Here is a 23945-nt window from a genome sequence, read left to right as displayed (position 1 = left end):
ATTCGGCTCATGGTGCAAACATCTTAAAACTCTTTCTCTTCCTGCACCCGTTCGGCTGAGCTTACGACCTAAGCCTGCCCGCTGCACCCTTGCAGTCTTAACCATGAACCTATCCCACTAATAGTGTTTTTGCTGAAAAGCCAAAATATTGTTAAAGATAAAAACGAGAATCAAGCTGTTCAGGAACATTTTACTTAAGCAAATAAGCATTTATTAGAATAGTGGGATAGGTTGATAAGTATTTAACCGGACATGATATAACCGCCCCAAGCCAGAATGAAAGTGAATACGATCGCCGCGTTCGCTTGTCTTAGCATCAATTTCAAAGCAAATTTGGGTGATTGTTCACGGGCGATTGTCAGTGCTGTCACCAGACAGGGTAACAGTACCCCGGCTAGATAAACGCCTGTAAGGATTTGCACAGGGGACAACAGGCTCACCGTATTTGGTTCAGCAAATAGTAGTAGCCCGTCTTTGCGAACTGATGCCAGAATCACAGGTAACGCTGCTTCCGGTGGCAGCCGAAAAAAACCCATTGTTGGATCGATCAACCGACTCAAACCATTCAAAACACCCAACCAATCCAGGACAGAGGCAATCAACGCGATCGCCAAAAAGATGGGAATTGCATTGGTGAAGAACTGATTGAGGCTTCCCTTTGTTTCCCGCCAAATGGCTGACCATCGAGGAACTTCCAGGAAAGTGCGATGCTCAATCATTAGCTGGTTTTGGGGAGAACGAGCCGATTTGGGCGCAATCAGGCGCGTATAAATTAAGGTTGTAATCGTCAGGTAGACTAGGTAAGGAATCACTAGGTAGGGTAAGTTTGCCGCACTGAACACCCCCAATGTGGCACCAAACTGGTAAGAACAGGCGGAACCGAAAGCGATCGCGGAAGTACAGGTTTTGCGAGAACAACTGGAGCAGGCACGGGTGCTGATAACGGCTGGCACATTACAACCAAACCCCATAATAATGCGTACCAAATCTCGTCCCGATAAGCCGAAGGGACATAACAACGGATGCAAAGCAATGGTAATTCGTTCGACTAAGCCACTGGCTTTGTAAGTACCCAGAAATAGAGCATAAAGAATGACCGTCGGCACTGCCCAAACAAACAGCAATGGTCCCATTGTTATCAAGCCATAGCGTCCAATCAAAATTTCCTTGGATAGAGATGGTAAGCCAGAGAGGGCTTCTACAGTTGGGTTGACCAATCCCTGTACGAGTGGATCAACAATCGCTGCAAATGTATTGGCAAAAAATACAGTAAGGACGGCGGGTATCAGCAGCAGAGCGATCGCTAACAGCCAACCTAAACGGGGATGCTCCAGCAAAGTTGGATGTGGTTCAATCCTCCATCCCAGTGAAATCGGTTGCGGTTGAGTAGAAAATGCAGTGGGCTGCTCAATCGCAGTTTGAATTTCCTGGCGTTGAGTCGCGGTCAATTTTCGAGCATTAACGGTTATCAACGTGAGATTAGCTGCCTGTTGCCAGCGGCGAATAACCTGCTGGGTAAATTCAGATGGCAACACCTTATCCCAAAATGTCATTACCACAATACCCTGTTTGCCGTCGACCAGGGGCAGTAAATCCGCCAGATCCTCATCAGCATGAGTTGCTTTCACCACCAACAAGATCCTGTCACCCTTCTGTAATTGTTCTAATGCAGATCGAGTGGTTGTGGTATCAGAACGATACAAAATCCCAGGTGTATCGATAAACATCATATCGTCTCCCATGTAGCGCTCACAGGTAATTGTAGAGCCACGAAAATTGCTGCTGTAGGGTGCGCAATGGGTCAGAGAGGCAATCAACTGAGATTTGCCGGTATTCTCTTTCCCAATCACAACAATTGTGCGTTGAGTGGATGCAGTGGAGTGAGACATGGGGAAATGGGGAGTGAGTTTAGCAGACACAGTCATTGTCGCAGCAGGAGAGATCCTCTAGAAACATCCCTTCCTGTCGGTAAATCTCAAGAGGTGTGGTATCAATGCCGAGGCGTTGGGCGATCGCATTTGCAACAACAGCAAAACGCTGGCGAAACTTGTAGATAAAGCAGAAAATGACGTTGCTGTGCCGTACAGAAGGTCCAACTACAAATAATCCAGGGGTGATGCTAGATTCATCCTCTTCAGTTAATCCAGCATAGCCTTCAGACCAGTCAAACAAATGGGCAATTTGTTTCAAACTGCCCTCAAATCCTGTACAGAGAATGGGTTGGGTAGGTGACACCCACTTGTTATATTCGCTATAAATGGCATAGCCACCAGAAACGGTTTTCACTTCTTCGACCGCAACATCGCCAATCAGATCTAGCCGCCCAGTAGAGTAACAAAACTCGGCTCGCTCTAGGGTATAGGGAGATAAGGAAATACTGGGATCAACATGGGGGTTTGCCCAACTGCCAGTGCGATCTAAAACTTTGACTTGTTTGTTTAATGCAACTAAATTGTACGCAGCATCCATGCCACTTTCATAGCCACCGATGATCGTAAATTCGTCCCCTGACAAATGAGTCCAGGATTGAACCTGAGAATTATGTAAACATAAATCTGCACCAGGAAAAGGAGTTAAGTTGGGATATTGAAATTCCCCAGCAGCCCAAATCAGAAATTGGCTTTTGAGAATGCCATCAGGGACATGAACCAGGAATCCTTTGGATTGGGGTAAAGGTTCAATCTTTTGAACTTCAACGCCTGTATAAACCAGGAACCCAAAATAATCTGCAACCTTCTCTAAATACTGAGCATATTGCTCGCCCGTCAGATGTTCTCGCCGAAAGGCAATTGCAGGAGAAGTTTTGGGAACGATCGCGTTCAAATCAAGATTTCCAAAACCATGACTGGGAAAAGATGGGGTAATGAAATGCATCTCCTGGGGCCACCGCCGAAAGGACTCACCAATTTGATGCCGCTCCAGGATGGCAAAGTTTTCTAACCCCAGATCTGTCAGGACAGCACCAACGCCAATCCCTGCTGCACCTGCACCCACAACAATGACATCAAATTCTTCCAGCTTTTCCATGAGGCTCAAAGACAGTTAAAATGATAATTATTATCATTGTACCCAGCAATTCTAAATATTGGCTGACTAAGAGGAATTGACTGGACGAATGGGGTCATTTCAGTTATCAGTTACCCCATCGATAAATCGAGGGGCTTGAAATAAAGATGCAGTGCGATCTTGGGGAGCTGTGTTTTGTAGACGGTAAGCCCGAAACGGTGGCTCAAAATACATCTTGATTGTTTTTCATATTAAACAAAAGAGGCTTGCATCCATTCACTTCAGGGTTTTCTTCACTATCCCCCCACAACCTATCTCTGCCCCTACCTCGTTGGCGCAGCCGCCCTTTCAGGGCTAGGGGTTTGGTCAACTATGAGCATAAGCTTTGCTACGGAACGTGCCCACCGCTCGGCTAGTTCATCCGTTTGTTATGTCTCGTCACAAAGGACTTGATAACGTAGACGAAGCACCTTCGAGGAAAAGAGGTATGCCCTCCTTGTTGGCAATGAGTCCATCAATTGAAAGTGGTGGGCAGCGTCTCCGATGAGTACTAGCCGAGGCTGACAGTAGCGACGGCTACGTATGAGGCGGGCAGGAAACACCAGGGGGTCATTCAACAGGGCCGAGAACGTCCGAAAAATGGGTTTTGAATGATTCTCCGCAATCCCGACTGTTGGAGAATTTGTGCTACTTTAACATAAATATAGCCCAGTAGATTATCTCAACAGTCGGGTTGACGATCGAGAAACTCAACCCAAGTTTTGGACACTCAGCAATTCTTGTAGAAATGAAAGTGCTCCACCTCAATTTGATGTCCTATTCTGTTGAAACGCTCCAATCGCAGCACCAATCGCAATTCCGATGGCGACACTAACACCGATGTTATTAATGCCCACTCCGATTAGCTCCACCCTAGATCCAGAATAGCCTTAGTTTAATTCACAATGTTAGATGAAAGCGCTGCGTGATTTGAGGTGACTCCCCTGAAAAGATGTGGGTTTGCTGACCCAATGTCGTGTCCGAAACAGATTCATCTTTATGATGTATGGAGAGCGCAAACAGTTTGCCACTCAGTGGCCGAAACCGGTGCACATGAATACCACAGAATTCAAACTCAAGAAACACTGGACCCTCACACTCAAAGATCTCATGCCTTGGCTGTAGAGAAGACACAGGGTTCTCAAAAACTGAAATTCTCAGGCCTCTATCGGCAATAAAGAACACCCGACGCGCAGATAACATCCGATCCTCTGTTGAAAACGAATGCCAGTGATATTGCTGATCGGGTAGGCATTCCAAAATCCAAGAACTTCCAGTCGGAACGTGGCTCTTCTCCGAAGCTCCTTGATTGAGCACAGAATAATTACTGAGCCTCGTGTAAATTTCAGAAGCAGCCTCAAAGACTTTACCTTCTTGGTCTCGAAGCTTAAGCAACGTATCAAAGCATAAAATTTGCTGTTCTACAAGCGCTTCGCTGTTCGATATAAGAGTTGCAACTGCAAGACTACTCATTTTAAATCAATTCCCCCACGAGATCGGGTTGATGTGGTCGTAAGCATTGAGCTAAGGCACTAACTGCTGAATGCTGAGTGCTAATAGCTGATTTCTAAGTATCTATAGACTTATCGCGGTCATAACCAAGAATTATGCAGGAAATTTTCAAGACCAGTAAGCGGTCAGTGGTCAGTGGTCAGTGGTCAGTGGTCAGCTTATTTTATTCAAAAGCACCTCAGAGTGTCACAGGCTGGAAGCATGTGATGTAAGGCATAAGCTGATGGCTTATCACTGATGGCTGATAGCTGAATGCTTACATGTGGTCTATCCCAAGGTATAGAACCTATAAGGGAAGGGTAGGAGAGTATCAATTGTTACTAAATTAGCTCACTCATGGCTGAAAATTTTGGCTAAAGAATGAATTAAAACAGTATAATTTTGGATAAATACAAGCAGGACCATACACTACTCTTAACACATATCCAAAGGTATTAGTAGAGTACTTTGAGTAAATTTACATTTTTTCTCTACATGAGGTAAATTTAGATAATGGATAATATTGATCTGGTTAATTCAGATAAGTCAATTCTATTTACAGCAGATGGAATTCATATCCCAAAGTATAGAACCTATAAGGATAGGAGAGTGTCAATTGTTACTAAATTAGCTCACTCATGGCTGAAAATTTTGGGCAAAGAATGAATTAAAACAGTATAATTTTGGATAAATACAAGCAAGACCATATACTAGCCTTAACACATATCCAAAAGTATTAATAGGATACTTTGAGTAAATTTACATCTTTTTCTATACATAAGGTAAATTTAGATAATGGATAATATTGATCTGGTTAATTCAGATAAGTCAATTCGATTTACAGCAGATGGAATTCAAATGTCTCCACTTGCATACTCGCAGCTTCTGTATAAGCTTACAAAAAGCAGAAATATTGAATGTGATGTATATTCACTTGGCGGTATTATTAGTGAGTTTGAAGCCAAATTTGCTGATTTACTTGGCAAAGAGGCTGCCGTTATGATGCCATCAGGAACGCTATCCAATCAAATCGCAATTCGGGAACTTGCTAATCATAAAGGAAGAGTGCTTGTCCAAAAAGAAAGTCATATCTACAATGATTCAGGTGATTGTTTACAAACGCTCAGCAGATTAAACTTAATACCACTTGCTCCTGATCAAGCTACATTTACTTTGGACGATGTGAAGCAAGTTATTGACAAAGCGAAAACAGGCAAAGTTGTAACAGAAGTGGGTGTCATTTCTATTGAAAGTCCAGTGCGAAGAAAATACAATGAAATTTTCAACTTTGAAGAAATGAAAAAAATTTCAACTTTTGCCAAAGATCAAGGTATTAGGCTCCACTTAGATGGAGCAAGATTATTTATTGCATCCACTTTTTCTGGTATATCCCCAAAGGAGTACGCTTCTTTGTTTGATACAGTTTATGTTTCACTGTTTAAATATTTCAATGCTGGCTTTGGAGCAATATTAGCCTGTTCTAACGAGTTCGCAAAAGATTTATACCATGTACGGCGAATGTTTGGGGGTAATATATTTCAAATGTGGCCATCTGCGGTCATAGCCCTCAACTTTCTTGATACATTTATGGATGAACTGAGAATGGCTATCAAGCTAGCAGATGATTTTTTTGATTTAATCCATAAAAATCCATCTTTCAAAGTTGAGAAAATTCCCAATGGTAGTAATGTCTTTAAATTGCATGTATCTGATGTTGATTTGGATACATTTAGGGATACGTTAGAAAATAAAAATGTTTATCTTCCAGAGCCAGAACCTGATAGCAATACTTTCTTGCTTAGAATCAATGTAACCTTGAATCGCATCTCTGCGGATAGACTGGCACAAATATTTATAGAATCATTACACGCTTAGAGTAAAAAAGATCGATCCCGCACCTCAAAACCCCGTACTCAAGCCTTAAAAAAATTCCCGATAAATGACCGATCGAGTATCTTTTAGTTTAGCTCGATCGGTCATTTATCGGGCAAGAAATTTTGCAGGTTATATCGACGATCAGTCTAGCGGTGGTTTGGGCTTTCAAGACGGGTTTATGACTCAGATGACCTGCCCAAGCATTATAGCCAATGACCAGCAAATTACTGGCAATAAAATCCTGATGCCAATTCGATTCACCGTTTGTTTCACTCATTTAGAGACCTATAGTTTGAAAACCACAGGAATTACGCAAGGACACTATAATATAGCGCCTTTGCGTAATTCCTGAGCCAATCCAGTTGAAATTTAAGGTGAATTACCGATGATTAACCGCAAAGCGGTATAATCGCGGCTTCGGAATTTATAGGGGACTGCTGCCCATTACCTCCCAGTAAGGAAAACGCTCCAAGTGTTATAGCTCAGCGGCAAGAGGTTGGTCGCGACAAAGGAATTTTGCCAGTTTGCTTGAGGTTGATGGGTCACGATTGAATTCCTTCTTGGGATTTAGGAGAACTCGCGAGCGTAACTGTTTCAGAACGATCGGGTTCAGGGTTGGTGACTTCCATCATCGGCATATGAGCAAGCTGATTCGGTTGTGTTCCCCAAAAGCCAGTCATCAATCGCAGCATCAATCGGCGTAAGAGAGAAAAGCGCACCATCAGCCGCAGTACCCAGCGCCGCAATACAACAATGGGAAACCAGTGGTTAGAGAAAGTGCGGTTGAGCATATCCGTAAATAGTAGCATCACCCAATTCTCAAAGCGGCGGCGACGACCGTAATGCTGCAATATCCTGATGTCACCCAGGTCCTGTTGCTGTTGCATTGCACTAGACAATACCTGTGTCAGCATCGCCGCATCCCGAATACCCAGATTCAACCCCTGACCAGCGACCGGATGACAGTGGTGGGAAGCGTCTCCGATGAGTGCTAGCCGAGGCTGACAGTAGCGACGACTATGCATGAGGCGGGCGGGAAACACCAGGGGGTCACTCAACAGGGTCAGCGAACCCGAGTGTTCTCCATAACGCTCTTGCATGGCGGCCACAAAATCATCTCGGGGAAGTTCTATGAGTGCCTTCGCCATCTCGTGAGGAGCAATCCAGACAATTTGACAGCGATTGTCTGGCAAAGGCAAAATAGCAAAGGGACCATCAGGCCAGAAATGCTCGTGGGCAATGTCCTGATGAGATTGCGTTGGGGACACAAAGGCCGTGATGCAGGACTGCCAGTAATTCCAGCCGTCGGTTTTTATCCCAGCCTGCTGTCGAATACGGGAGTTGGCTCCATCGGCAGCAACAACTAAGGAAGCTCTCAGACGCCGTTGCCCCTGCTCGGTTTCGACTAGCACTTCAGCCTGTCGAGCGCCGTAGTTGACGGTCTGCACTCGCGCGTTGTAGTAGCAGTAGAGGTGCGGATCGGTAGATGCTTGCTGGCGCAGCACCCCTTGCAACACCCGATGTTCCGCGCAGTAGTATGTGGCGGGTTTTCCAAAGTCCGCAAGGCCCGCAAAGCTCCCCAAGTCGGTTGGTGTGAATAGGACGCGATTGGGGTGGTCAGCGTCCGATAATACCACCTGGGAAAAATGGGAAATGGCCGGAGCAATATGCTCCCAGAGGCCGAGACTGCGGAAAATTTTAGCAGACAGGGGCGCGAGGGCATAGGCACGGGGGCGTTCGTCCACCGCCTGCTCGGATTGGGCTTCGATCACGGCAACCCGTAAGCCAGATCTCCGCAACCCACAAGCCAGGGTCAAGCCAGAGATACCGCCGCCAATGATGATGAGGTCATAAGTGAATTCACTCATGAAGACACTAAGTTATGGTTATTTTGTTCGGAAGTCTCGCTTTGAATAGAGGCGTTTGAGGAAGCCACCCGCACTGCCCGGAACATACCAAAGCGACACAATCCTGCACCAAAGGCAAGGCGCATCAATAGGAATGTCGGCACTTCCCGCAGAGACTTAATAAACCCAACTAACCCAAATTTCAGCAGTCCTTTCGGGCGGACAATGCCCTGCCAGATTGAATCGAACCAAGCGGGTAGGGTTTCTTGGGTCCAGTCCGTGGTTATCACTTGATCAGCGACCAGCCCGGTGGCTTCCAACTGTTCCGCAAAGCCTTCAATGCTCGAAAACGCCGGATGCGACCATTGATCGAGCAGTTGTTTCATCACCGGGCGCTCCCATCCCTTCAGGGAAACCTGGCGATCATCCCGCTGGTTCCAGTCGGCCACCACCAAAATGCCGCCCGGTTTGAGGACGCGCAGCATCTCCTGGGCATAACGAGCTTTGTCGGGCATGTGCGGTCCCGCCTCGATCGACCAAACCACATCAAAACTGGCATCTGGGAAGGAGAGGTTCAGGGCATCATCCACCTGAAACTGGGCGTTCACATCCGGGGGTGTCAGTTCCTGCGCTCGCCGTACTTGTTGCGGGCTGATTGTAATGCCCGTTACAGCAAAGCCATACTCTTTCGCCAAGATGCGACTGCTGCCACCAATTCCGCAACCCACATCCAACACCGTTGTCTCTGGAGGCAATGTCTCTAAACCGCCCCATTTGACCATTTCATGCACAAAGTCATGTTTGGACTGAATGAAATTTTTACGTCGGGGCGGGGAGCCATAGTGGCCGAGGTGGATGTGTTCGCCCCAGTAAAATTCTAGAATGCCGTCATTCGTCCAGTCATCGTAGGACTGAGCAACCGAGGAAGAAGATTCGTACGTGCGAGGCGTGAGCAGGTAGACAGCGAGTCCAACGACGAGCAAAAGGAGGGCAAGACTCAAAGCCCAAAGCAAAAGGTTCATAAGAAAGATTTACCGAAACAATTAAACGATTAAACAATTAAATAATTCAGGTTTAAAGTCTCCCCTTTCAAGAGGAAAAAAGGGGTCGTTTGCGGAGCAGCCCGTAGGATAGGATGGCGAGGAGACCTCGCCATATCCAATCAACCAAGAGAAATAAACTTTTTCCTTTTAGTCAATCCTCCCTTTTAAGGAGAGGTAATTATCCATGATCCATTATTGAAGGGTTTTACGATTTACGGTATGGGTTTGAAGGCAGTTGACCTGCAATCGCTGCCCGATTATCGACATCGAAACGGCGCGGCGACGTGGAAGTCCGCCGTTGCATCGGCAACCTGACGGTGCATCGAACCAGCGATGCAATCACCATAGGAATACCGATAACAATCACGCCACAGACCATCCCACCTCCCAGAATCAGACGATCGCGCCAGTGAGCTAGACGGTGCCCGCCATCCTTCGGGCATTGCGGTTGACTTCGCTGGCGCTCGGCTTTTCTCACCGCCTGCTTAACGAACGGGTGAGGGGCAGTGGGGATTTGTCCCGGACGATGGAGATACTGCTTCAGCTGACAGATTTTGAGGTCAGCGTCCAGGGTTGAACGGGGCTTCCCCTTTCTGGCACTAAGTAATGGTAATTGGTGTCGGGCCATTACTTGGAGGCCATAGCGCGAAGTTTTGTCGCAGTCTCGACCATATTGATGAGGGAAGGCTTCACTTCGGACCATTGACGGGTCTTGAGGCCACAATCGGGGTTGATCCAGAGGTTCTTACGCGGAAGCACAGCTTCCGCTTTTGACATGAGGTTACTCATTTCATCGGTGGGGGGCACCCGTGGCGAGTGGATGTCATAGACACCTGGGCCGATCTCATTTGGATACTTGAAGTCCACGAAGGCATCGAGTAGCTCCATATTTGAGCGCGAGGTTTCAATCGTGATGACGTCGGCGTCCAGGGCGGCGATAGAGTCGATGATATCATTGAACTCGGAGTAGCACATGTGAGTGTGGATCTGGGTGTCATCTTTCACACCACAGGCACTGAGGTGAAAACCTTTCACTGCCCAATCGAGATAGTGATCCCACTCGCTCCGGCGTAACGGTAAGCCTTCGCGGAAAGCAGGTTCATCGATTTGGATGGCGGCGATCCCAGCAGCTTCAAGATCCACCACTTCATCGCGAATGGCCAGGGCGATCTGATGCGTGGTGACGGAGCGCGGCTGGTCGTCGCGTACGAAGCTCCACTGGAGGATCGTAACTGGGCCGGTGAGCATCCCCTTCATCGGACGATCAGTCAGCGATTGAGCATACTTAGACCAGTAGACTGTCATGGGCTTGGAGCGGCTGACATCGCCAAAAATGATCGGCGGCTTCACGTAGCGAGTGCCAAAGCTCTGCACCCAGCCGATGCTGGTAAAGGTAAAGCCTTCTAGATTTTCGCCAAAGTATTCCACCATGTCATTGCGCTCGAACTCGCCGTGAACAGGCATATCAATCCCGATTTCGTCCTGGAAAGTAACGCATTGAGCAATTTCTTCTTTCATGAACTGGTCGTAGTCCGCATCGCTTAGCTTCCCTTTTTTCCACTGGGCGCGTGCTTGGCGTACTTCCTTAGTCTGAGGGAATGAGCCGATAGTCGTGGTCGGAAATTCCGGCAAACTGAGTTTTTGCCGCTGCTTGGATTGGCGTTCGACGAAGGCTGAGGCGCGGTCGAAATCGCTGGGCTTAACTTCAGCAAGGCGCTTTTTCACAGCGTCATTGTGGATACGCTTGCTCGACTTACGGGACGCAGCGGCGGCATGGTTGGCTTCAAGAGCTTCCGCACTGCCGACTTCATCGAGAAGCTGCCGGAGTTCGGTGACTTCCATGAGTTTCTCGTCGGCAAAAGCCAGCCAGCTTTTCAGTTCTTCATCAAGCTTCTGTTCGTTTTGCAAGGTAACGGGCGAATGCATCAGCGAGCAGCTCGGTGCGACCCAAAGCCGATCAGCACCGACAGTAGCCTTGGCTTTCTGCAAAACTTTTAGTGAGGCATCGTAATTGTTCTTCCAGACATTGCGGCCTTCGACGATTCCTGCGGAGAGAATTTTGTTCTGCGGGAAGGTGGCCAGAATAGTATCGATGTCCTCCGAACCCCGCACGAAATCAAAGTGCAAAGCGTCAACCGGCAACGCGAGGTAGTCGTCAAGATTATCTCTCACACCACCGAAATATGTGGTGACGAGCAGCTTTGCTGAACCTTTGGCCTTGGAGAGACGATCGTAGGCCGCTTTCAAAGCGTCGCGCTGCAGGTGGCTCAGGTCAGTGGAAATAATAGGCTCATCGAGCTGTATCCATTCTGCCCCTGCGGCTGCAAGCTTACCGATAATCTCTTCATAGATGGGGACAAGGTTATTGAGGAGAGTCAATGGATCGAAGTCCGGGTTGCTAGAACCTTGCACCTTACCTAGGGAGAGGTAAGTCACGGGGCCGACGAGCACCGGCTTCGCATTAATCCCCAGTGCCTTGGCTTCCGCGAACTCATCGAAGACTTTGGTGCCGCTAAGGGAAAATGTTGTATCTGCCCGAAACTCAGGCACAATGAAGTGGTAATTCGTATCGAACCACTTTGTCATCTCGCTAGCGAAAGTGGAAACCTTGTTCGTTTGGCAGTCCTTCTCGTCTTCAACCAAAGAAGCGCCACCCTCGGTACCACGAGCGATGGTGAAAACGGTGTTGATATCCGTTTGCCCACCTTGCCACTGGAAACGCGATGGCACATTGCCAAGTAGGCAGCTCATGTCAAGCACTTGGTCGTAAAAGGAAAAGTCGTTGACCGGGATGAGATCGATGCCAGCGGTCTGTTGCTTCTTCCAGTTAATTTCGCGCAAGTTCTTGCCCGTGGCGATCAACTCGGAAAGAGTCATATCACCTTTCCAGTAGGCTTCCGTAGCCTTTTTTAACTCACGCTTGGCTCCGATGCGAGGGTATCCCAGCGAATGTGTTTTGATTGTGATCCTATTGCCTTTACTCATAGAACTTGGCTCCGATGTGAGGGTATTCCAGCAAAAGAAATTTGCTGTTTTCCTTGTTGCTTATTGGCATGAATATTATGGTATCAGCCTTGACCGATGAAGAAAAATGGTATTTACTCATGGAATAATGAACAAAATTCATGGAAAGCTGATGGCATTTCTCGAACGCAGCCACCTTGAGATCATCCGCGCGGTTGACTTCCATGGGACTATGACCGCCGCCGCAAATGCGCTACACTTAACACAATCGGCACTGAGCCACAGCATGCGTAAGCTGGAAGATCAGATAGGGGTAAAGCTCTGGTATAGGGAAGGACGTAGCCTTCGCCTCACTCCGGCAGGAACTCATTTGCTGACCACAGCCAACCGCCTGATTCCCCAGTTTGTCCACACAGAAGAACGATTAGGACAGTTCGCTCGTGGTGAGCGGGGAACATTAAGAATTGGTATGGAGTGCTACCCCTGCTACCAGTGGCTGCAGAAGATCATCACCCCCTACTTGCGCGCCTGGCCATTGGTGGATTTTGAGGTCAAACAGGAATTCCAATTTGGCGGCATCGGTGCACTCTTCGCCCATGAAATCGACTTGCTGGTGACACCCGATCCGCTGCGAAAAAATTCACTACACTTTGAACCGGTCTTTGACTATGAGCAGGTTCTGGTGGTCCCTTCGGATCATCCACTGGTCGAGAAGGATCACGTCATCCCCCAGCAGCTCGGCGAGGAAGTGCTTTTCACCTATCCGGTTTCTCGCGATCGCCTAGATATCTACACCTGTTTCCTCGCTCCGGCGGGCAGGACAGTCAGAAAACAGAAAGTGGTTGAGAGCACAGACATGATGCTGCAAATGGTTGCCTGCGGACGCGGAGTGGCGGCTCTACCACGCTGGCTGGTGGAGGAATTCTCTGAAAAATATCCCGTGCGTGCAGTGCGACTAGGTCTGGGCGGCATCCAAAAGCAAATCTTCTTGGGCGTCCGTCGCACCGAGCTCGAAGTTGATTATCTCAATGCATTTATAGAGCTGGCTCGTAACTACAGTGAGCGTCCTTGAATGATTAGTCAATAGATGAAGCAGATTGTAAGTGTCAGAGGATAGAGAAAGAGGTTGAGTAGGTGAAGAGATAGCAAACTGTTTTGCGGTAAAATGTCATCATTGTTAGTAGGAATACAATGACGGTCATTATTCCTCAATAAACAAGCTATATATCCCACATTCCGCACGTAGAGGAAAACTTTTCGATATTTTCAAAATACTTGTATGGTAAGGGTTTTCGGAAATTCAGCTTTATAGCGATAAGCCTAACGGCATAGCTTCGCTTACCGCTAATTTTATAATTAGCGGGAATCGCCAAATCATAGCCTATTGATACCATTCTCAACTAATGCTCCCGTTCTTATCTAAGGTGCGGTTACCTTTGGGAATCTCGCTGAATGCACTCATATTCACTGAATGTCTGAAAGCCTTGTTTTAACTGGATTACAAAAATACCAAACTTGTCAATTGAACCTGCGGAATGTGGGATATATATGGGTTACTACGATATTGCAAAAAATCTACTTGAATTTGCTCAGAATTTGTTAAATCTAGGTGATTCTATAGCCAAAAAGGAACTAGAAAAACGTCTACGAATAGCTGATTACCTTGATAAAATTGCAAAATGTATTGATGATATTGTTGCTTTATTTGAGCGTGGTGAAAAACCCTATGGTGGATGTGGTGAGCTAGATGAGTATTTACGAAGCATATTTGATACTCTACAAGGTGTATTCAGCGAGGATGATATCGAAAGGTATGAACGAGTTTTAACGGGCGGTGCCCTTGCTAGAGGAGCATTATTCATTGTCAAAGATGCAGGATCAAAAGAAATTGCTCAAGGAACGCTAGAAGACGCTGCCGGAAGATTTCGTGCCCTTGCGAATAGGCTCCGAATATAAGCTGGACGGTAGTCTAACAATTCGCTTGGAGCGGACTGCCGAAAGACCTTAGTGCATTGCGTATGTTAATTGCAGCCGCTCAAGCAAAACATTATACCGCTTAGTCCTAGTGTCTGGAGTTTTGACTAACCTGTACCCAGGACTTGTCCCATAGTTCAACGGCATAGAGCCATCACACAGTCTTTCATCGTGAGTGATGAAAGCGTAGATTCTCTCTACTCAACTGATCGAGCTTGGTCACTCCCATCAATTTCATATCACGCTCAATCTCAGTGCGCATATTACCTAAAACGCGCTCAACTCCTGCTTCTCCAGCACAGGCCAATGCATAAAGATAGAATCGCCCACCTGAACATGCTTTAGCTCCAACAGATAGCGCCTTGAGCACATGGGTACCGCGCTGAATACCACCTTCGCAAATGACATCAATTTTATCCCCAACAGCATCACAAATTTCTGCGAGTTGATCGAAGGGGCTGCGCGAACCATCGAGCTGACGGCCGCCGTGGTTAGAAACCATAATGCCCGTACAACCAATATCAACAGCACGCTTGGCATCTTCCACACTCATTATCCCTTTCAGTGCAAACTGCCCGTTCCACTGTGCGCAGAGCTTTTCAGCATCATTCCAATTCATGGATTGATCTAGCATCGTTGAAAAGTAATCGCCAACAGAGACTGCTAAATTCGTTCCCTGGGAGACATAGCCAGACAAATGCGGCATATCGAACTTTTCTTTTGTGAAAAAGTTCCAAGCCCATGCTGGGTGCGTCGCAAAACTCATTAAGGAGTCAAGGGTTAATTTTGGTGGCGAGGTAAATCCCGTACGCAAATCACGCTCGCGATTACCACCGGTAATCGTATCGACGGTTAATGCCAACACATTAAAGTTCGCTGCTCGTGCGCGTTCAAGCAACGCATCATTCAAGCCACGGTCTTTATGGAAGTAGAACTGAAACATCTTCGGCGTGTTTGTGATCTTTGCGATTTCTTCAACGGTCACTGTCGCCAGTGAAGACACGCCAAACATTGTGCCATATGTTGCAGCAGCCCTCGCAACCGCACGCTCTCCTTCGTGATGAAAAAGGCGTTGCAATGCAGTCGGAGCACAGTAGATAGGCATGTCTAATTTTTGCCCCATCACCTCAACTGACATATCCACATTTTCCACACCGACAAGCACGTTCGGAATAAGATCACAGTCCCCATAGGCTTCAGTGTTGCGCCGATAGGTCTGTTCATCATCGGCCGCTCCATCGATGTAATCGAAAATTGGTCCTGGTAGTCGGCGTTTCGCTAATTTTCGGAAATCCTGAAAATTGTGACAGTCATTCAATCCCATAAAATACCTCAGTGAGATTTATGTTTACTTGGGGTAAAAGTAGCGAGCCTGTCATCAACAGTTACGCAGCGTCTAAAAGTATTGCTGTGAAAGGACTACAGAAATAAAATTTCGTTTTTACCCATAAATCGACGAAAAACTTTGTTTTTGTAGTAGTACAAATTAAACTTTAAGTTATTTGGTACAGGATTTTACAACTTAGCCACAAGGGTTTCAGAATCCAAAAATTGGGAGGGTTCAAATGATACAGCTTAATATGTGTATTCAGTTGATCAAAATCCCATTTTTAGGATAAAAGTTGAAAAAATTGATGAAACTATCGTCTTGCAAGGGTTTCAGCCGTTGCATAACGGCTCATGGTAGACTCGTTACCTTAAACAGCAAGAAGGCTCACACTTACCGCGAAGCGAAAGTGTCGAGATGAATTGCGAGTGATAGGTAGTTCACTTTCTCCCCTACACCGAACGCTCCACGTTCCTTGGAAGTTGTTCATCTTGCCCAGCACTAACGCCTGGCTGGAATTCATCCCAGGTCTTACGTACTTGCTCGTAGCATTGAGGTGGTGTAATGGGTAGATTTTTCAAGTAAAAGAACATCGCTTGATCGAAAGACTCCAGCAACAATACAACCTCTGTGGTTGGAGAATAATTATCAACAACTTCCAAGATGTGAGAAATCATAAAGTGATGGGGCAAAATTGCAGTCTCAGGAGCCGCTAACCAGGCATTCAAGAACGGCGCAAGGCTAGAACGTCCGACAAAATGGGTTTTGAATGATTCTCCGCCAATCCCCACTGTTGGAGAATTTGTGCTACAAACGATCGCGCCGCGGTTCTGACTGAGATGACCAGCCCAAGCATTATAGCCAATAACCAGCAAATTACTGGCAATAAAATCCTGATGCCAATTCGATCCATCGTTTGTTTCACTCATAAGGAACCTCCGGTATATGGGAAACTCAGCGTCTGTGCCCGAAGGGCAAGCTTCGCGAACAGACCTGAGAGGGAAGCGACACGGGCAAACGCCACTTGCTATAAGTCGGGGAACCCGCCCAACGCAGTGGCTCATTTATTTGCCGTGAAATGATATAATTCTTTTCAAGGTAAATGACCCAATGCAGAGGATTAACTCGTCCTCAAGGCTTCAAGGGCACGTAACCTCCGTAAGATTGCGAGTATCTACAAAAATTGAGTCATTGGGCATGAGGGTGAGTCTACACCTTCTAGAATCGTAACCTCGCCTGAAATTCCACAAACTGAGTAAGTACGCACCTATTTGGGAGTAGCTCAGGGCGAGGGATAAAGCCCAGTCTTTTTAAAGCTGGGAATGTTTACTAGAGACCTCTATGCATGAAAGCCAATCCAGTTGAAATTTAGGCGGCATGAGCTAGCCGATGCCTAGCAATTAGCAAGAAAAATTAGAGGTCGCCTGGATTTCAGCGCGACCCCATTGCCGATCAATCTAAGCACTAAAATATCTAGCGACAGGATGATAGGTGGCAAAAGCAGTGGTAGTTTGCTCTGGATAAAGCTGTTCGCTCTCATCGATGGATATGCCAATGCGATCGCATCCCAGTAATTGCAACTGTGGCACTTGATCCATCACCGTTGGGCAAGCTGGATAGCCAAAACTATACCGGGAACCCTGATACCTCTGGGCTAACATATCGCGAATGTTATCTGGCTCTAAATCCCCATAACCTAATTCCCTCCGAATCCTGGCATGACTCCATTCCGCCAAAGCTTCCGCTAACTGCACTGCTACCCCGTGGAAATACAGATAATCGGTGTACTTGTTGTCTTTATAAAGTTCCTGTGCTTTCTCGGTAGCAATTTCTCCCATAGTCACTGCCTGCATAGGCAAGACATCAAATTGATTCTGTTCTACTGGGCGGATGAAATCAGCAATGCACAGCCGGCGGCCGGATTTCTGACGGGGGAATGTCCAAGTGACAAACGGAGTTGCTGTTGCAGGTGTTAAGCCCTGCTCTATGACACTTGGCTCGTAAACATGAACGGAATTGCCGATGGCTGCACAGGGGAAATAACCATAAACTAGAGTGGGTTCCAACCATTGTTCGGTGCGAATTTTTTGCTTCCATTCTTCCAAGATTGGGTAAACCTTCGATGCCAGGAACCAATCATATTCCTCGCGAGATTGGTCTTTTGGTTTACGGAATTGCCATTGCCCAGCGAACAGTGCCTGCAAATCCATGTGCCAGAACAGTTCTTCTAAATCTAGATCTCCACTCTGAAGAATTTTTGTCCCCCAGAAAGGTGGTGTAGGACGTTCGATATCAATCGCCACATCTTCCGAGCGTTTGGTATCAATGACAGTGGGTTCATCGGATTTCTTCCCATTACCATTGAGTTCTCCATCGGATTTGGACCCATCACCATTGAGTTCTCCATCTGAATCTTCAATCGCCTTGCGTCCCTTTTGGTTAAACTGAGCAAATTCCCCTGTAAAGCCTTCGGTATCCACCCAGGAATGCTGCTCTTTGGCGGGCATCAGCCGATCCATAAAGGTCAAATCGGCAAAAGCATCTTTCCCGTAAATCACCTGCCCTTGGTAAGTATCTTGACAATCCCCATAGACAAATTTTGGGGTGAGTGCCGCACCGCCCAAAATCACTGGGACTGTAATCCCTTTAGCATTAAATGCTGCGAGATTGTCTTTCATAAATGCTGTAGACTTCACCAGCAAGCCACTCATGGCAATACAATCAGGCTGGTGCTGCTCATAGGCTTCGACGATGGCCTCAATGGCTTGTTTAATACCCAGATTGACCACTTTGTAGCCATTATTGGTCAAGATGATATCCACCAAATTCTTGCCGATATCATGTACATCGCCTTTAACGGTAGCAATCAGGAATTTCCCTTTACCGCGATCTTCGTCCTCTCCTTCGATTTTTTCCATGTAGGGTTCGAGGAAAGCGACCGCAGATTTCATGGTTTCGGCTGACTGCAACACGAAAGGCAATTGCATTTGACCAGAGCCAAACAGTTCGCCCACAACCTTCATCCCATCCAACAAGAAAGTATTGACAATCTCCAGTGCTTTATGACCCGCATCTAAAGCCACCTTTAACGCATCCTCCAATCCAATCCGCTCGCCATCAATAATATGTTGCTTCAAGCGTTGGTCTATCGGCAAATCTGCTAAGGAAGGACCCGATCTAGCATCCTTTGTACTCACACCCGCAAAAATTTCCGTCAGCTTCGTCAACGGATCGTAGGTGCAAATATCCCCTTCAAATCCGCGATTGTCATAAATCAAATCGCGACAGACTTGTTGATGTTCTTCGGTAATCTTCGATAACGGCAAAATCTTGGCAGCGGAGACAATTGCCCCATCCATCCCAGCTTTCATTGCTTCATTCAGGAAGACCGAATTTAAGTTGATGCGAGTGGCTGGACTTAAGCCAAAAGAAATGTTAGAGACCCCCAGCATAAAATGGACACCGGGCAGATTTTCCCGAATCAGTCGAATTGATTCGATGGTTGCTTTGGCATTTTCCCGATCCTCCTCAATCCCAGTTGAAATTGGTAGGGCTAAGGTGTCATAGAAAATTTCATGGGGTGGAATCCCAAACTTGAGCGCATCCTCATAAGCCCGTTTGGCGATTTCAAATTTTTTCTGGGCGGTTCGAGCCATTCCCTCTTCATCGATACAGCCGATGACAACCCCTGCGCCATATTCCTTCGCCAATTCCAACACTTTAAAAAATCGCTCTTCTCCATCTTCATAGTTGGTGGAATTGAGCAAACATTTACCCCCAGCAACCTTGAGACCCGCTTCCATTTTTGTCCACTCGGTGGAGTCGAGCATCAGTGGGAGGGTCGTATGCTTCACCAGTCGCGATACCAGTTCTCGCATATCCCGTTCTCCATCACGCCCGACGTAATCCACGTTTACGTCCAGCATATGCGCGCCTTCTTTGACCTGGGATTTAGCGATCGCCAACAACCCATCCCAATCATCTTCATTCAAAAGGGTGCGAACTTTTTTAGAACCACTGGCATTTAATCGCTCGCCAACGATTAAAAAAGAATTATCCTGCTCATAGGTTTGGGCGGAATAAATGGAAGCTGCCGCTGGCGTATAGGAGAGGGGCGATCGAATCTCACCCTCGGTATTTTTTCGCACCGAACGCTCTTTTAGTGGGGTCGTATCCACTGCATCGGCTAAAGCTTTAATATGTGCTGGGCGCGTACCGCAGCAACCGCCGACAATTTGAACTCCATGTTCCGCAATGAACCCTGTCATGGCAGTTGTATATTCTTCGGGGGTCATTTTATAAACCGCCTGACCGCCAACATTTTCTGGTAGTCCCGCATTGGGAATACAGGAAATAGGGAATGGTGAATTTTCTGACAGATACTGAATATGAGAAGTCATCAAATCCGGACCCGTCGCACAATTTAGCCCCAAAATATCAATAGGGAAGGGTTCGAGGATTGCCAGCACCCCAGAAATATCTGTCCCCACCAACATGGTTCCCTGGATTTCCATTGTTACGGATACCATTAAGGGGATTCGTGAGCCTTTTTTCGCAAACACCGCCTCAAACGCACTCAGTGCCGCCTTAATTTGCAGAACATCTTGACAGGTTTCCACAATGAAAAGATCGGCTCCCCCGTCATAGAGACCTTCTGCTTGCACCATGAAGCTCGCTTTCAATTCATCATAGGTAATATGACCGAGGGTGGGTAGCTTAGTTCCTGGGCCGATGGAACCTGCGACAAATCTTGGTTTTTCGGGAGTCGTAAACTCATCTGCACAACTACGCGCTAACTCTGCCGCCTTTTTACTTAGCTCGTAGGCGCGATCGGCTAGATCGTACTCTGCTAGGACTAAGGGGCTAGATCCAAAGCTATCGCTCTCGATCACATCTGCCCCTGCTGCGAGAAAATCACGGTGGACCTTCGCCACTGCCTCTGGCTTGGTGATGACTAAATATTCATTACAACCTTCATATTCCGCTCCACCAAAATCCTCGGCGGTCAAGTTTTGGGATTGCAGGTTAGTTCCCATCGCTCCATCAAAGATTATCACTGGACGATCTGGACTCTGAAGCCGTTGGGTAAATGAACTATTTGGCTGAAGTTTCGGAGCTTCAATACTTAGCATAGGAGTAATGGGTATAGCGGATATAGGCTCTTTCCTGTAACCTTTTTAACCTTAAAGCAAGTCAGTTAAAAAGGTTGAGGAGGATAAGTATGAGAATGATAATCATTATCACACAAACATGAGGATACCTCATATAAGGTAGTTATACCAATTCAAATAATGTTTGCGGCAGATAAATCATTCGTAGTAGAGGTTTAGCAATGCCCATTGGTTTCAACTTAAGGAAAAAGTGAAGATCATGTGAGGATCAGATGTAACCTAAGAACATCTCGATGAATGTTATTTAGGTTACATCATGGCGAGAAACAGGCCAAGAAGACAAGGGAATCCAGACCTGCGGCAACAAAAACATATACCAGCACCACCATTAGAGGAAATCGAAAAACGGATATTTTTATTACTATCACCGGCAAGCTTTAAACTCCTAAAATTCTACAAAAACAAACAAGAACAAAAGAAAAAATTTAGAGACAGAATACTAACTTTGCCAGTAATGATGGCAATAGTAGTGAGTTTTGTGTATCGGCAAATTCCAGGATTAAGAGAAGCAATAGAGGTTTTGTCATAGGGAGGATTGCTATGGATAGACACGATGATAGTGAGTAGCCAAGCACTGTCAAAGCGATTGTGAACAATACCAATAGAAGTGTTTGCACAAATATTTGAGCAGGTAATAGCTCAAATAAGCACACAACCAAAAAATCAAGAAATACCAGAAACATGACAGCCAGTTTTTGCAAAATTTACAGCAATTTGGATTGCAGATGGCTTAACATTAGAACCACTAAGAAAAAACTCAAAGCACTTCAAGGACAAGAAAAAATAATTAAATAAGCTGGATTAAGCAGAATAAAAAAATGGTTTATATTGATTGATGAAACTAATTAGATGATTAAATCCAAGCAATAACTTAAGAATTAGGAAAAATATCTAGCCAAAGAAAAAATAGCCGCAACATGAGAATTGTTTGAAGAATCAAGCGTAGATTATTTAAAATATTCTTCCACCCACTACCATAATCCCACTGCTGGTGTAAAGAAAAATCAATAGAGTTACTTATTTTTTCCGCTTTACTTGTTCGTTGCTGTTTTATAGATAAAAAAGGTGGTGAAATTAAACTAACCATCGTATAAACAGAAAAGATAATCTCCCACCATTTTTGAATATTTTTAAAGTTGGTAAACCTATAATCAGTCCATCCTAAATTCTTGTTTACACTGTCGAAATCCGTATTCTACCCATGTTCTTAACCCATAAATATTGCCTAAATTTTTCTGAAGATCACCTTAGATATTTATTATCACAAAGGAAGTTGCATTCTCAGGCATAGTTTCTGGTTCATTAGGTGGTAGAGCCCTATATATAAACGTAGTCAAATTAAATGTAGAAATGCAGCCTACAAATAAATAAAAAATCTGACGAAAAGACCCTAGGATGTAGGTCTTCAAAGCTCGGTAAATGTTCTGTTAAAGAAGTCGCCGGGAAGCTTACATCATAATTTCTAATTTGATGTAGGTGCGTCACCTAGCAACGACTTCACGTGGATTTAAATTGGGTGATTCTTCATGCTGTTTTTGCCGCTTCAGTTCAAGTAGTTGGGATTCTATTTGCTCCTTCACAATTTGCCGATATTCTAAGAAATGTTCTATCTGAGCGCAAACTGCTAGGTAACTGCTAATGCCTCTAGGATTATGCCGGTACATACTCCAAAGATAAGGCCAGAAAGAAAAGCGAGTTTTTCTAACCACACCTTGCCGCCAACAGATTGTCAACAATGCTCTAATTACCTGCCAATCAAATTTCTTTTTGGCACGCTTGATTGTTTTTTTGCGATTTTTATGACAGGCTGCTTCTCCTAAAATGCGATAGTGGCGATAGGTACGATCTAGGAAACACTGAGGATCGTATAATTGCCAAAATCCCTGACAATATTCCTGGGTAATCTCTTCAATAGGACGAGTTGGCACGAAATTCATCAGTGTGGTTTGATTAATGTTCCCAGAAGTACCATGGAGACGACCCTCTTTTTCCAGTCGATGCCACAAAGCAGTATCGGGGAGAGCCTGTAACATACTAAAAAGAGCCGTGGGAATACTAGTCTTGTCTACAAACTGCACAATGCGATTGCCTGCTCCCGCTTTTTCTCCGTCAAAGCCCACAATAAATCCTGCCATGATGCGCAATCCAGAACTGATAATTTTATGAATTGATTCATCCAGGGGATCCCGAGTATTTTGATACTTTTTTGTTACACTTAAACTCTCTTCATCTGGTGTCTCTATTCCTAAAAAGACGGACCCAAAATTACATGCTGTCATCAAATCCATCAATTCTTGGTCTTTGGCTAAATCTACGGATGCCTCTGTTCCAAATGTGAATGGATAACCACGCTCTTCCATCCAAGGAGCTAACTCTTTTAATAAGAGTTTAACGTTACGCTTATTACCAATGAAATTGTCATCAACTAAGAAAATACTCCGTCTCCAACCCAGTTCATATAATCTTTCTAATTCTGCCAATAGCTGCTCTGGGGTTTTGGTGCGGGATTTACGCCCATACAATACAATGATGTCGCAGAATTCGCACTGGAAGGGACACCCTCGGGAAAACTGCACTGACATTTCTGAATAAGCATTTAGCTCTAGCAGATCAAAACGGGGAATGGGAGTTTGAGTAACATCAGGCTTTTCTGTAGCTCGGAATACCCCGGAAGATTCTCCCTTTTCTAGGGCTTCAACAAACATTGGTAGGGTAATTTCCCCTTCATCCAGGATCAAATAATCTGCTCCTGCGGCTTCAACTTCTTGGGGTAAAGCCGTGGCATAAGGACCACCAATACCCACTTTCTTGCCACGCTTTTTGGCTTCCCGCACTTGTTCGAGCAAATCTGCTTTCTGCACAATCATCCCGGACAAAAGAACCAAATCAGCCCAAGCCCAATCTGCTTCTGTTACCGTTGCAATATTACGATCTACCAGTCGAAATTCCCACTCTTGGGGTAGGATTGCAGCCACAGTGATTGAACTCAAAGGAGGGAGCATTGCTTTTCTCCCAATCAATTTTAGAGTTTCCTCAAAAGACCAAAAGCTCTTAGGGAAAAGTGGGTATACAAGTAAAACTTTCATAGCTATATTTTTTTGTATTAACAAACTCTAGCAGTAAACAGTCAATAATGATACAGCAGTGTATGACATTCTTGTTTCAGATAAATGGTCTAATTTAAATAGACAGATAAGTAAGTCGGCAC

The 23945-nt window shown here is 45.8% G+C and carries 14 protein-coding genes and 2 pseudogenes; 5 read left to right on the top strand and 11 right to left on the bottom strand.

Annotation, left to right across the window (positions count from 1 at the left end):
* Positions 1 to 242: 242 nt before the first annotated feature.
* From CALSC_RS09300 to CALSC_RS09290, 3 genes are all read right to left on the bottom strand, one after another.
* Positions 243 to 1925 carry a nucleoside recognition domain-containing protein gene (locus tag CALSC_RS09300; protein ID WP_200817602.1) on the bottom strand — a complete coding sequence of 561 codons (1683 nt, stop codon included), beginning with the start codon at positions 1923 to 1925 and terminating at the stop codon, positions 243 to 245.
* On the bottom strand, positions 1909 to 3027 hold the full coding sequence (locus CALSC_RS09295; RefSeq protein WP_088241077.1) for an NAD(P)/FAD-dependent oxidoreductase: 1119 nt from the start codon (positions 3025 to 3027) through the stop codon (positions 1909 to 1911). Before CALSC_RS09295 ends, CALSC_RS09300 begins: the two co-directional genes overlap by 17 nt.
* A gap of 918 nt (positions 3028 to 3945) precedes the next feature.
* Entirely contained in the window at positions 3946 to 4518 is a 573-nt protein-coding gene (locus tag CALSC_RS09290; RefSeq protein ID WP_088241076.1) for a hypothetical protein, read from the bottom strand.
* 813 nt (positions 4519 to 5331) lie between these two features.
* Here CALSC_RS09290 and CALSC_RS09285 point away from each other — a divergent pair.
* Together CALSC_RS09285 and CALSC_RS26975 are read left to right on the top strand one after the other, a co-directional pair.
* On the top strand, positions 5332 to 6411 hold the full coding sequence (locus CALSC_RS09285) for a threonine aldolase family protein (protein ID WP_088241075.1): 1080 nt from the start codon (positions 5332 to 5334) through the stop codon (positions 6409 to 6411).
* Between the two features lie 64 nt (positions 6412 to 6475).
* Positions 6476 to 6763: a hypothetical protein gene (locus tag CALSC_RS26975; protein ID WP_088241074.1), complete on the top strand. Its 288-nt coding sequence runs from the start codon at positions 6476 to 6478 to the stop codon at positions 6761 to 6763.
* Between the two features lie 190 nt (positions 6764 to 6953).
* Here the strand turns inward: CALSC_RS26975 and CALSC_RS09275 are convergent, their stop codons facing one another.
* The 3 genes from CALSC_RS09275 to metE all read right to left on the bottom strand — a co-directional run bounded on the left by CALSC_RS09275 (position 6954) and on the right by metE (position 12286).
* On the bottom strand, positions 6954 to 8279 hold the full coding sequence (locus CALSC_RS09275; RefSeq protein WP_088241073.1) for an FAD-dependent hydroxylase: 1326 nt from the start codon (positions 8277 to 8279) through the stop codon (positions 6954 to 6956).
* Positions 8276 to 9280: a methyltransferase domain-containing protein gene (locus CALSC_RS09270; protein WP_088241072.1), complete on the bottom strand. Its 1005-nt coding sequence runs from the start codon at positions 9278 to 9280 to the stop codon at positions 8276 to 8278. The genes CALSC_RS09275 and CALSC_RS09270 overlap by 4 nt, the downstream gene beginning before the upstream one ends.
* A gap of 648 nt (positions 9281 to 9928) precedes the next feature.
* Positions 9929 to 12286: a 5-methyltetrahydropteroyltriglutamate--homocysteine S-methyltransferase gene (gene metE, locus CALSC_RS09260; protein WP_088241070.1), complete on the bottom strand. Its 2358-nt coding sequence runs from the start codon at positions 12284 to 12286 to the stop codon at positions 9929 to 9931.
* Between the two features lie 127 nt (positions 12287 to 12413).
* Here metE and CALSC_RS09255 point away from each other — a divergent pair, with 127 nt between their 5' ends.
* Together CALSC_RS09255 and CALSC_RS09250 are read left to right on the top strand one after the other, a co-directional pair.
* Positions 12414 to 13337, top strand: coding sequence for a LysR family transcriptional regulator (locus tag CALSC_RS09255; protein WP_200817601.1), 924 nt, complete (start codon positions 12414 to 12416; stop codon positions 13335 to 13337).
* Positions 13338 to 13813: 476 nt separating this feature from the next.
* Positions 13814 to 14221, top strand: a complete 408-nt coding sequence (locus CALSC_RS09250; RefSeq protein ID WP_088241069.1) for a hypothetical protein — start codon at positions 13814 to 13816, stop codon at positions 14219 to 14221.
* Positions 14222 to 14405: 184 nt separating this feature from the next.
* Here the strand turns inward: CALSC_RS09250 and CALSC_RS09245 are convergent, their stop codons facing one another.
* The 3 genes from CALSC_RS09245 to metH all read right to left on the bottom strand — a co-directional run bounded on the left by CALSC_RS09245 (position 14406) and on the right by metH (position 20698).
* Positions 14406 to 15563 (bottom strand): alpha-hydroxy acid oxidase, encoded by a 1158-nt coding sequence (locus CALSC_RS09245; protein WP_088241068.1) that lies wholly within the window; start codon positions 15561 to 15563, stop codon positions 14406 to 14408.
* A 455-nt stretch (positions 15564 to 16018) separates the two neighbouring features.
* Positions 16019 to 16495, bottom strand: coding sequence for a hypothetical protein (locus tag CALSC_RS09240; RefSeq protein WP_088241067.1), 477 nt, complete (start codon positions 16493 to 16495; stop codon positions 16019 to 16021).
* 528 nt (positions 16496 to 17023) lie between these two features.
* A complete protein-coding gene (gene metH, locus CALSC_RS09235) occupies positions 17024 to 20698 on the bottom strand; it encodes a methionine synthase (protein ID WP_088241066.1) in 3675 nt (1224 codons plus the stop codon).
* Positions 20699 to 20993: 295 nt separating this feature from the next.
* On the opposite strand from metH, the pseudogene CALSC_RS27375 reads away from it, so the two are divergent.
* Positions 20994 to 21526, top strand: a pseudogene (locus CALSC_RS27375) (IS4 family transposase); the annotation flags it as partial.
* Between the two features lie 12 nt (positions 21527 to 21538).
* Here the strand turns inward: CALSC_RS27375 and CALSC_RS27370 are convergent.
* Positions 21539 to 22119, bottom strand: a pseudogene (locus tag CALSC_RS27370) (IS701 family transposase); the annotation flags it as partial.
* Between the two features lie 99 nt (positions 22120 to 22218).
* Positions 22219 to 23823 (bottom strand): B12-binding domain-containing radical SAM protein, encoded by a 1605-nt coding sequence (locus CALSC_RS09220; RefSeq protein WP_088241064.1) that lies wholly within the window; start codon positions 23821 to 23823, stop codon positions 22219 to 22221.
* Positions 23824 to 23945 lie beyond the last annotated feature (122 nt).

The sequence above is a fragment of the Calothrix rhizosoleniae SC01 genome (genome assembly GCF_900185595.1).
GTDB lineage: Bacteria > Cyanobacteriota > Cyanobacteriia > Cyanobacteriales > Nostocaceae > Calothrix_A > Calothrix_A rhizosoleniae.
The sequence above is the reverse complement of the archived record's forward strand: the minus strand, read 5'-3'. Positions and strand labels throughout refer to the sequence as shown.